Here is a 9,907-nt window from a genome sequence, read left to right on the forward strand (position 1 = left end):
GGATCACGAGGTCGCCCGCGCGGGCGTCGTCTCCGGGCCGCCGGATGAACTCCCCGGCGGCCCGCGGCGCGTGGACCAGGACCGTCGCCGGTCGGCCGCCCGAGGGATCGGCGGGATCCCCGATGGAGGTGTCCTCCACGGGGACCACACAATCGGCACCCTCGGGGACCGGCGCACCGGTCATCACCTTGCAGGCCTCGTCGTCGTCGACCCGTGGCCCCGGTCCGTCACCGGCGTGGGTCGTCCCCACCACCCGGAGCCGCACCGGCGAGTCCGGACCGGCCCCGGCGATGTCGGCCGACCGCACCGCGTAGCCGTCCATCTGCGAGTTCACGAACAGGGGGAGGTCCACCGACGCGAGCAGGTCCCGTGCGAGCACCGAGTCCGCGCACGCCACGACCGGCAACCGCGTGCTCTGGGCGGCCCGCTCCAGCACCGGCGCGAGATGCGTGCGCAGGAGCTCTCGGTACCCGGCGGGAGACGGCCGGGATACGGGGTGGGTCGGGCGGTCGGGGTGGGAGGCCATGCCCCCACGGTAATCGCGTTGTACTGTGCCTACGGTCCGCGCGCGGGGCGCAGGCGGGGAAATAAAGGGGAGACGGTGGCGGACGGCGCGCGGGGTTCGAGGAAGCTGTGGTCTGTCCACGGCGACGGCAAGAACATCAGGCCCGGCGAGGTCGTGGCCCCGATGGAGCGCCTGAGCTGGCCCCGGACGATCGGCATCGGCGCCCAGCACGTGGTCTCGATGTTCGGCGCCACGTTCGTCTTCCCCATCATCATGGGGCTCAACCCGCAGCTCGCGATCCTCTTCTCCGGCGTGTGCACGCTGCTGTTCCTGGCGATCGTCAAGGGGCAGGTCCCCAGCTACCTGGGCACCTCGGTGGCGTTCGTCGGGGCGGTCGCGGCGATCCGCGCGCAGGGCGGTACGAGCGCGGAGGTCACCGGCGCGATGCTGGTGGCGGGTGCGACCCTCGCCGTGGTCGGCGTCATCGTGCACGTGGTGGGCGGGCGCGTGGTCACCGCCGTGCTGCCCCCGGTCGTCACCGGCGCCGTGGTGATGCTGCTGGGCTTCAACCTGGCACCCGTGGTGGCCGAGACCTACTGGCCGCAGGACCAGTGGGTGGCGCTGACGGTGATGATCGCGCTGGTCCTCATGACGGTGGGCCTGAAGGGATTCGCCGGCCGGATCGCGATCTTCCTCGCGCTGATCTTCGGCTACGTGCTCTCGTGGGTGCTCGACCTGGTGACCGGTCCCATCACCTCGTTCAGCGCCACCGCCGGCGAGGTGACCGAGCACCTGCGGGTGGACTGGTCGGGCGTCGGCGACGCGCCGTGGCTCGGGTTGCCGCCCATGACCGACGAGGCCGCGGGCGTGGTGGGCATCCACGCGCCCGACTTCTCCCTGGCGTTCGTGCTGCTGATCGTCCCCGGGATCATCGCCCTGATCGCCGAGAACGCGGGTCACGTCAAGGCGATCGGCGAGATCACGCGCACCGAGACCGACGGCCTGATGGGCCGCGCCCTGGCCGCCGACGGTGCGGGCACCGTCCTGGCCACCTCGTTCGGCGGATCGGCGACGACGACGTACGCCGAGAACATCGGGGTGATGGCCGCGACCAAGGTCTACTCCACCGCCGCGTACGTGGTGGCGGCGCTGACCGCGATCCTCCTGGGCTGCTCGCCCAAGCTGGGCGCGGTGATCTCGGCGACGCCCGGCGGCGTGCTGGGCGGGATCACCGTGGTGCTCTACGGGATGATCGGCCTGCTCGGGGCGAAGATCTGGAAGGAGAACCGGGTCGACTTCGGCAACCCGCTCAACCTGGTCCCGGTGGCGGCGGGCGTGGTGATCGCCGTGGGCGACACGACCCTGACCGTGACGGACGACTTCCAGCTCGGCGGGATCGCGCTCGGCACCCTCGTGGTGGTGCTGGGGTACCACCTCGCCCGGCTGATCGCGCCGCAGTTGAGAGCGCAGGCCGAGCGCGACGAGATCCACGAGCTCACCCTCCTCGGGCCGAACCCGGAGGTGGAGGTGCCGGAGAGGTAGACGGCGGGGTGGCGCTCACGCGCCTACACTCGACCAGAACGCCCGGCAGATCGGAGGTGCGCGTGACCGCGACCGACATCCCGAGCCCTCGGCCGCGCCCCGACGGCGCGCGGCCGGCCACCCCGTTGCTCATCGACACTTTCGGTCGCACCGGGCGGGACCTGCGCGTGTCGCTGACGGAGAAGTGCTCCCTGCGCTGCACGTACTGCATGCCGGAGGAGGGGCTGCCGCCCATCCCGGAGGCCGCACGCATGACCACCGACGAGGTGATCCGGCTGGTCACGCTGGCGCATCACGACCTCGGGGTCCGCGAGGTGCGCTTCACCGGCGGCGAACCGCTGATGCGGCAGGACCTCGAGAGGATCGTCGCCGGGACGCGGGCGGCGTGCCCGGATCTGCCGATCGCCCTGACCACCAACGGGGTGGGCCTCGAGCACCGGGTGGGCGCGCTGGTCGAGGCCGGGCTCGACCGGATCAACATCTCCCTGGACACGGTCGATCGCCTTGAGTTCGCCGAGCTCACCCGTCGCGACCGACTGCCGTCGGTGCTGCGCGGGGTGCGCGCCGCGGTCGAAGCGGGACTCGTCCCGGTCAAGGTCAACGCCGTGCCGATGCGGGCGACCCTCCCGGGGGCTCCCGACCTGCTGGAATGGGCTCTGGAGGAGGGTGTGCAGCTGCGGTTCATCGAGGAGATGCCGCTCGACGCCGACAACACCTGGTCCAGGGTCGAGATGGTCACGGCGCAGGAGCTCCTCGACGTGTTGGGCGCGCGCTTCGACCTGGTCCCCGCCGGTCGCGAGGACCCGTCCGCTCCGGCCGAACTGTGGGAGGTGGCCGGACGCTCGGTGGCGGGGTCCCCGGCCCACGTCGGGGTGATCGCCACCGTCACCCGGAACTTCTGCGCGGCCTGTGACCGGACGCGGTTGACCGCCGAGGGAACCGTGAGATCCTGCTTGTTCAGTGATGACGAGACCGACGTGTTGGGTGTGTTGCGCTCCGGGGCGCGGGACGCGGAGATCGCCCGGGTCTGGCGCGGCGCGATGTGGGGGAAGCAGGCCGGGCACGGCATCGGTGGGACGGCATTCCACCGGCCGCGCCGGTCGATGGGCGCCATAGGCGGATGACGTGTCACCGAAAGCGGCGGCGGCGCGTCGGGGGCACGGGCTAGAGTCGACACCGTGAGCAGGACATCGAGAATGATCACCGTGGGGTACTACGCGGCGGCCGAGGACGCGGCCGGCACCGCCCGCGAGCGCCTCCACACGGACGCGACGACCATCGGTGAACTGGCCCGGGAGGTCTGCGAGAGGCACGGTGAGCCGTTGGCCAGCATCGTCACGGTGTCGTCCTTCCTCATCGGCGAGGAGACCACGCGCGACCCCCTCGCCTCGATCGACGGGGTCTCCGTGATCGACATCCTGCCCCCCTTCGCCGGGGGTTGACCGGTGGGTCGGCGTCAGGGGATCGCGGTGGTGGGCGTGGCCCTGATGTGTTCCGGGCTCGCGTGTGCGACCGAGGAGCCGGAGGCCACTGCGACCGTCTCGCTCGGGGTGGCCGCCGCGCCGTCGTTGTCCGTCGCGTTCACCGACCTCATCCAGATCTTCGAGGAGGAGAATCCCGGGGTCCGGGTCCACCTCGAACTGGGGCGGTCGGACGAGATCGCCGAGGGGCTGTCCGACCGCACGGACCTCAACGTCTTCGCCTCCGCGAGCGAGGAGGTGATGGACCTCGCCGTGGCACAGGGAGCCGCCGCGGAACCGCAGATCTTCGCCCGGAACCACGTGGTCGTGGCGGTGCCGTCCGGGAACCCCCTCCGCGTGCGCGGACTGGGCGACCTGTCCCGCCCGGACCTGCGCGTGGGCCTGTGTGTGCCGGACACCCCGTGTGGCAAAGCGACCGAGGAGGTGCTCGCCGCCGCGGCGGTGGAGCCCACGGACGTCACATGGGAGGACGGGTCCCGCGCGCTCAGTGTCCGGCTCGCGGACAACGAGATGGACGTCGGGATCGTCTACCGCACTGACGTCGCGAGCTCGCACGGGTGGGTGGCGCCCGTCAGTCCCGAGGGTCGCGAGCGGGACCTGATGCGGTCGGCGGGAACGACCCGGTACGTCCTGGCCCGCGTCCCCAGCGGGGAGAGCGGGCCCGGGGGCGAGGCCGAACGGGTGGCGGCCGACCGTTTCCGCGGGCTCGTGACCTCCGAACACGGCCGCCGGACCCTCGAGGGTGCCGGACTGGACGCGCTGCCGGAGTGACCCGGGGTACTGAAACCCGGGTTCTCGACGTCACGCGGTGAGGCATCGCCCGCTGAGCCGACCCGTGATGGCCGACCTCTCGACGTAGGGCTGACGCCAGGTGCGGCCGTCGGAGGAGGAGTCGCGGTTGTCACCCAGGAGGAGATAGTGCCCGGCCGGGACGTGGAAGTCACCGCGGTAGTACGACGACGAGGCGTACAACTCCTCGAGGGGTACGCCGTCCACGCGGACCGCGCCGCCGTCGATCTCGATGCGCTCGCCGGGCAGGCCGACCACCCTCTTGAGCACGCGGCCGACCACCTCGGCGTGATCCACCACGACCAGGTCGCCCCGGCGGATCGGTGTGGACCGTCGGAGCGACCTGGTGAGAACGAGCTGCCCGGCACGCAGGGTCGGTTCCATTGAGTCGGATCGGACGCGGGTGAGCCACCACATCAGGGCGCGTGCTCGTGGTGGTCGTGACCGTGGTGGTCGTGGTCGTGCCCCTCGGCGTACTTGAAGAATCGCACGTAGGCGTCCATGTACTCGCGGGCGGCGACGAGGTCGTCGGGGTCGAAGCCCCTGAGCGCGATGGCGTGGTCGAAACGACGCTCGAGCTCGTCCCACCGGTCCTCGTCGACCAGGCCCCTGAGGGGCTCGATGCTGCCGAGCTCCAGCGCCTCGTCGGCGGCCACCACCCGAGGGTCGACGCCGGCACCGGCGGGCGCGAGTCCGCTGAAGCCGGCGCCCTCGCCCGCGCGGTGCACGCGGACCAAGGTCTCGAGAAACCACCTGTCGGCGACCTCCCTGGTCTCGCCGCCCGCGACCCGGACGCGCCGGACCTTGTCGAAGACGGCGCGGACCTCGTCCTCGCCCCCGGGGTGGACCCACTTGAGGGCGACATTGACGTTGCCGCTGTCGAGGGCACGGCGGCCGTCGGTGACGGCCGGGCCGTCCTCGGTGTCGCAGTGGGCGGAGGCCTCACGGACGACGAGTCCGAGCAGCGTGCCGAAGATCGAGGTGACGTTCATGACGGGGTCCTTTCCCTGGTCTGAACTGGTACGTCTCAGACGGTAGCGCCCGAACGGGAGGGTTCCCATGACCTAGGTCAAGCCCCGCCCGCCCGCGCCTCCAGTCCCTCCGGATCGAGCAGGTCGACCTCGGCTCCGCGCACCTCGACAAGACCCTCGCGCCCGAGCGCGGCGAGTCGGCGGCTCAGGGTCTCGGGGATGGTACCGAGGTAGGTGGCCACGTCCTTCTTGGACATCGGCAGTCGCACCGTCACCACCCCGTCGACGCCTCGGACGGCGGGCAGGTCGAGCAGATATGAGGCGAGCCGTGCGCCGACGTCGGCCAGCGTGCGGGCCGCGAGCATCCGCTCTGTGGACTCCAGGCGGATGGCGAGCGAGCGCAGCATGGATGCGCCGATGTCCGGGTATCGGTTCAGGAGCCCGGCCAGCGAACCGTGCTCGAAGACGCACATCGTCGTGGGGTCGAGCGCGACGCAGTCGTTCTCCGGACGTGTCCCGGTGAGGAAGCCGCTCTCGCCCTCGACGTCGCCGGGGCCGAGGAGGCGCAGCGTGGCCTCGCGGCCGTCCTCCGCCGTGCGGCCCACCTTGACCAGCCCCTCGTGCACCATGAGCAATCGCGGCGACGACTGCCCCGCGCGCACGATCCACTCGCCGCGCTCGACGCGGAGCGGACGCGCCATCGAGGCCACCTCGGCCTGCTGCCGGGGTGAGAGCCGGGCGAAGAGCGGCACCGCCGCGACGCATGACTCGGCGTGCTGGTGGTCGTGAGAGGGGGTCATCGGGTCCTATTGTGACCGCGGGTGCTCCCTCGCGTGGGGCTGATCGTGAGCGCGGCGGTCGTCGGGCACACCCGCGGGACTAGACCAGCCAGTCGTTGGGGGCGAAGAGCTCGGCGTGAATCCGCTGTTCGGGCACGCCGGCCTCGATGAACGTCGCGCGCACCGACTGGAGGAAGCCGGTGGGCCCACACAGGAAGACGTGTGCGCCCGCCGGGAGCTCGACGGAGGAGAGGTCCATGACGCCGTGGTGGACCGCGCCCGGTCCGGCGGTCGTGTCCGCGCCGTGCTCGTACCAGGTGTGCACCTCGGCGTCGGCGAGCAGCGAGGACTCGCCGGCCACCTCATCGGCCAGAACGTGCTGGTCGGGCGAGCGGTCGGCGTGCAGGATCAGGACTCGCCGGGGATCGTCCGTCGCGGACAGGTGCGCGATCATACCGAGCATCGGGGTGATGCCGATCCCGGCCGAGCACAGGACGACCGGTGCCGCGTCCGGGCCCGACCCGGTTCCCGCGGCGTCCAGGACCAGGTCACCGAACGGCAGCGTGACCTGGAGCGTGGTGCCGACCCGGGCGTGGGCGTGCAGCCACCCGGAGACCTCACCGGCGGGGCACGGACCCGCGCCACCGGAGACCGCGTCGACCCGGCGGATGCCGATCCGCCACGTGCCCGACCCCGGCGCCGCCGACAGCGAGTACTGACGCAACTGACGCGCGCCGTCGGGCAGCACCACGCCGACGGAGGTGTACTGGCCGGGTCGGAAGTCCGGCAGGTCGCCACCGTCGGGACCGCCGAGGGTCACCACGGTGACGGAATCGGTGACGTCCTCCCGGGCCAGGACGACGGCGGTCCGGAAGACGTCTCCCGGCTCGACCCGGGCCTCGGCGTAGAGGGCGTTCTCGAAGTCCACGAGGACGCCCGCCATGATCCAGTACACCTCGTCCCACGCGGCCGCGATCTCCGGGGTGATCGCCTCGCCCAGCACCTGGACGATCGCGTCGAAGAGGTTGTCGTGGACCACCTGGTACTGGTCGGCGGTGATCCCGAGGCTCGCGTGCTTGTGGCCGATCCGGGCCAGCATGTCGACGGGGCTCTTCCCGTCCACCAGCAGCGTCGCGAAGGTGGCGATGGAGGCGGCGAGCGCGCGCTGCTGGGCGCCCAGCTTCTGGTTGCCGCGGTTGAAGGTGTCGCGCAGGAGCTCGGGGTGGTTGCCGAACATCGTGCGGTAGAACACCGGGGTGATCTCGTCGATGTGCGCCCCGATGACCGGGAGCGTGTCGCGGATGATCGGGACGTGGTGCGGCGAGAGCTCCCGCGGATGGGCGAGGATCGTCTCGAGTGAGGTGAGCGACGTGGTCATGCGGATCTCCTTCAGTGGGCGCGACGGGGTCACCCGGGCACCTGGGGTGCCGGGCGTCGAGGGGGTGTGGGTCGGTGGTCGCCGACCGGTCAGGGGGCGGGTCCCAGGCTGAGCAGGACCTGCCTGGTCGGGGTGTGGACGATGCCCGAGACGGTGAGTGGATCGAGGGCGGCGAAGAACGCCTCGCGGGCCTCGGCCAGGGCTCGGCGGAGGCTGCAGTTGCCGGCTAGCGGGCAGGGCGCCGGGCCCTCGCACTGCACCACCTCGCCGGGGCCCTCGAGTTCACGCAGCAGCCGCCCGACGGACGCCTGACGACCGGCCTCGGTGATCGCGAGACCACCGCCCCGGCCCCGCCGGGACTCGACGAGGCCGAGCTCCACGAGCCGGGAGACGGTCTTGGCCACGTGGCTCGTCGACGCGTTCACCGACTCGGCGATGCCCCCGGCGGTCATCCGGTCCCCGCGCCCGTCGGCCACGGCGAGACGCATGAGGGCGCGGAGCGCGAGATCGGAGAACCTGGACAACTGCACGAGGCCGAGCGTGCCATAGTGCGAACCGCCTAGCGCATTTGTCCGCAGTGATCTCAAATACGTTCTGAGCTGGGCATTTGGCGGGCGTGTCACCAGCAGGAACGCGGGGTCCCCCTCACCGTCGCGGCCCGTCGTCGCGTCGGCGGAGCACCGCGGCGGGGGCGGGGGAGGGCGCGGCTAGGATCGATCCCCATGGCAGCCTCCCTCCTCGTCGCCGGCACCACGTCGGATGCCGGCAAGAGCGTGGTGGTGACGGCGCTGTGCCGGGCGTTCGCCCGGCGGGGCATCAGGGTCGCGCCGTTCAAGGCGCAGAACATGTCCAACAACTCGATGGTCGTCCGGGGTCCGGCGGGCTTCGGGGAGATCGGGCGCGCGCAGTGGATCCAGGCCCTCGCGGCACGCGCCGAGCCCGAGGTGGCGATGAACCCGGTGCTGCTCAAGCCGGGCGGCGACCGGCGCAGCCACGTGGTGGTGATGGGCCGCCCCGCCGGGACGGTCTCGTCCAGGGACTTCGTCGACGGTCGCGTGCATCTGGCCACCGCCGCCCATGCCGCATACGACGACCTGGCCGACCGGGCCGACCTGGTGCTGTGCGAGGGCGCGGGCAGTCCTGCCGAGATCAACCTCCGTGCCGGTGACTACGTCAACATGGGCCTGGCCCGTCACGCCGACATGCCGGTGGTCGTGGTGGGCGACATCGACCGCGGCGGGGTCTTCGCCGCGATGTACGGCACGGTGGCACTCCTGGATGCCGTCGACCAGCGGCTCGTCGCAGGCTTCGTCGTCAACAAGTTCCGCGGTGACCCCTCGCTCCTCGGACCGGGGCTGGACCACCTCGAGGCGCTCACCGGACGGCGGGTCCACGGAGTGCTGCCCTGGAGCCCCGACGTGTGGCTCGACTCCGAGGACGCGCTGGACATCGGCGGTCGCCGCGCCGACGCCGGCCGGGCGTTGCGGGTCGCCGTGATCCGGCTGCCCCGGATCAGCAACTTCACCGATGTCGACGCGCTGGGGCTGGAGCCGGACGTCGACGTGGAGTTCGTCACCGACCCCCGGACCGTCAGGGGCGCGGACCTGGTGGTCCTGCCCGGCACGCGCGCGACGATCGACGACCTGGCCTGGCTCCGCTCCCGCGGTCTGGACCGCGCGGTGATCGACCACGCCCACGCCGGGGGGTCGGTGTTCGGCATCTGCGGTGGCTTCCAGATGCTCGGCCGACTCGTCCGGGACCCGGAGGGGGTGGAGGGTCCCGAGGGCGCGGAGGTCGACGGGCTCGGGCTGCTGGACGTGGAGACGGAGTTCGGGCCGGAGAAGGTCCTGCGGCTGCCCACCGGGGAGGCGCTCGGTCAGGCGGCGGCCGGGTACGAGATCCACCACGGGCGGATCGGCCTCGGCGCGGACCCCGAGTTCCTCGGGGGTGCGAGGCGCGACGGTGTGGCGGGCACCATGTGGCACGGGAGCCTCGAGTCCGACGGGTTCCGTCAGGCCTACCTCGCGGAGGTGGCGGCCCGTGTCGGCCGGGTCCGCGAACCCTCCGGTGTGGACTTCGCCGCCGCACGCGAGAGGCGACTGGACCTGCTGGGTGATCTGGCGGAGGAGCACCTCGACCTGGACGCCCTGCTGGAGCTGGCCCGCGAGGGCGCGCCGGAGATGCCGTCCCTGCCGCCGGGGTCGGAGCGGTGATCCTCGTCCTGGGTGGGACCGCTGAGGCGCGGGAGCTGGCGAGACTGCTGCAGGACGCGGGTCACGAGTTCTGCTCGTCCCTGGCGGGGAGGGTGGCGCGTCCGCGCCTGCCCGTGGGCCGGGTCCGGATCGGCGGCTTCGGCGGGGTCGAGGGGCTCCGCGACCACCTCTCCACGCACCGGGTCCGCGTGGTCGTGGACGCCACGCACCCGTTCGCCGCGGGGATCTCCGCTCACGCCGCCGCCGCGT

The 9,907-nt window shown here is 72.1% G+C and carries 11 protein-coding genes and 1 pseudogene; 6 read left to right on the plus strand and 6 right to left on the minus strand.

Annotation, left to right across the window (positions count from 1 at the left end):
• Window positions 1-526: pseudogene (locus G6022_RS08730) on the minus strand (molybdopterin molybdenumtransferase MoeA); the annotation flags it as partial.
• 162 nt (window positions 527-688) lie between these two features.
• On the opposite strand from G6022_RS08730, the gene G6022_RS08735 reads away from it, so the two are divergent.
• The 4 genes from G6022_RS08735 (at window position 689) to G6022_RS08750 (ending at window position 4,299) form a co-directional block, all read left to right on the plus strand.
• Window positions 689-2,047, plus strand: coding sequence for a solute carrier family 23 protein (locus tag G6022_RS08735; protein ID WP_241731128.1), 1,359 nt, complete (start codon window positions 689-691; stop codon window positions 2,045-2,047).
• Window positions 2,048-2,109: 62 nt separating this feature from the next.
• Window positions 2,110-3,171: a GTP 3',8-cyclase MoaA gene (moaA, locus tag G6022_RS08740; RefSeq protein WP_347237842.1), complete on the plus strand. Its 1,062-nt coding sequence runs from the start codon at window positions 2,110-2,112 to the stop codon at window positions 3,169-3,171.
• Between the two features lie 54 nt (window positions 3,172-3,225).
• Window positions 3,226-3,489, plus strand: coding sequence for a hypothetical protein (locus G6022_RS08745; protein ID WP_259847878.1), 264 nt, complete (start codon window positions 3,226-3,228; stop codon window positions 3,487-3,489).
• A 3-nt stretch (window positions 3,490-3,492) separates the two neighbouring features.
• Entirely contained in the window at window positions 3,493-4,299 is an 807-nt protein-coding gene (locus G6022_RS08750) for a substrate-binding domain-containing protein (protein WP_182639479.1), read from the plus strand.
• Window positions 4,300-4,329: 30 nt separating this feature from the next.
• Here G6022_RS08750 and lepB read toward each other — a convergent pair whose 3' ends face one another.
• The 5 genes from lepB to G6022_RS08775 form a co-directional block, all read right to left on the minus strand.
• Window positions 4,330-4,734, minus strand: a complete 405-nt coding sequence (gene lepB / locus G6022_RS08755; RefSeq protein ID WP_277815255.1) for a signal peptidase I — start codon at window positions 4,732-4,734, stop codon at window positions 4,330-4,332.
• Window positions 4,734-5,309, minus strand: coding sequence for a DUF6448 family protein (locus G6022_RS08760; RefSeq protein ID WP_182610283.1), 576 nt, complete (start codon window positions 5,307-5,309; stop codon window positions 4,734-4,736). The genes lepB and G6022_RS08760 overlap by 1 nt, the downstream gene beginning before the upstream one ends.
• A gap of 77 nt (window positions 5,310-5,386) precedes the next feature.
• Window positions 5,387-6,088 (minus strand): Crp/Fnr family transcriptional regulator, encoded by a 702-nt coding sequence (locus tag G6022_RS08765; RefSeq protein WP_182639478.1) that lies wholly within the window; start codon window positions 6,086-6,088, stop codon window positions 5,387-5,389.
• Window positions 6,089-6,167: 79 nt separating this feature from the next.
• Complete coding sequence (locus G6022_RS08770; RefSeq protein WP_182610285.1) at window positions 6,168-7,445, minus strand: globin domain-containing protein; 1,278 nt, start codon at window positions 7,443-7,445, stop codon at window positions 6,168-6,170.
• An 89-nt stretch (window positions 7,446-7,534) separates the two neighbouring features.
• Window positions 7,535-7,975, minus strand: coding sequence for an Rrf2 family transcriptional regulator (locus G6022_RS08775; RefSeq protein WP_179524128.1), 441 nt, complete (start codon window positions 7,973-7,975; stop codon window positions 7,535-7,537).
• Between the two features lie 192 nt (window positions 7,976-8,167).
• Here G6022_RS08775 and G6022_RS08780 point away from each other — a divergent pair, with 192 nt between their 5' ends.
• Together G6022_RS08780 and G6022_RS08785 are read left to right on the plus strand one after the other, a co-directional pair.
• Window positions 8,168-9,658 carry a cobyric acid synthase gene (locus G6022_RS08780; protein ID WP_179524129.1) on the plus strand — a complete coding sequence of 497 codons (1,491 nt, stop codon included), beginning with the start codon at window positions 8,168-8,170 and terminating at the stop codon, window positions 9,656-9,658.
• A partial coding sequence (locus tag G6022_RS08785) for a precorrin-6A/cobalt-precorrin-6A reductase (protein ID WP_182645627.1) occupies window positions 9,655-9,907 on the plus strand: 253 nt, incomplete at its 3' end. The genes G6022_RS08780 and G6022_RS08785, both read left to right, overlap by 4 nt.

It is taken from the genome of Dietzia sp. Cai40 (assembly GCF_014145165.1).
Classification (GTDB): Bacteria; Actinomycetota; Actinomycetes; order Mycobacteriales; family Mycobacteriaceae; genus Dietzia; species Dietzia natronolimnaea.

Excerpts from the sequence above, each read along its gene's own strand:
- G6022_RS08735 (WP_241731128.1), top strand. The coding sequence starts at position 689 with ATGGAGCGCCTGAGCTGGCCCCGGACGATCGGCATCGGCGCCCAGCAC.
- lepB (WP_277815255.1), bottom strand. The coding sequence starts at position 4,734 with ATGTGGTGGCTCACCCGCGTCCGATCCGACTCAATGGAACCGACCCTG.
- G6022_RS08760 (WP_182610283.1), bottom strand. The coding sequence starts at position 5,309 with ATGAACGTCACCTCGATCTTCGGCACGCTGCTCGGACTCGTCGTCCGT.
- G6022_RS08765 (WP_182639478.1), bottom strand. The coding sequence starts at position 6,088 with ATGACCCCCTCTCACGACCACCAGCACGCCGAGTCATGCGTCGCGGCG.
- G6022_RS08770 (WP_182610285.1), bottom strand. The coding sequence starts at position 7,445 with ATGACCACGTCGCTCACCTCACTCGAGACGATCCTCGCCCATCCGCGG.
- G6022_RS08780 (WP_179524129.1), top strand. The coding sequence starts at position 8,168 with ATGGCAGCCTCCCTCCTCGTCGCCGGCACCACGTCGGATGCCGGCAAG.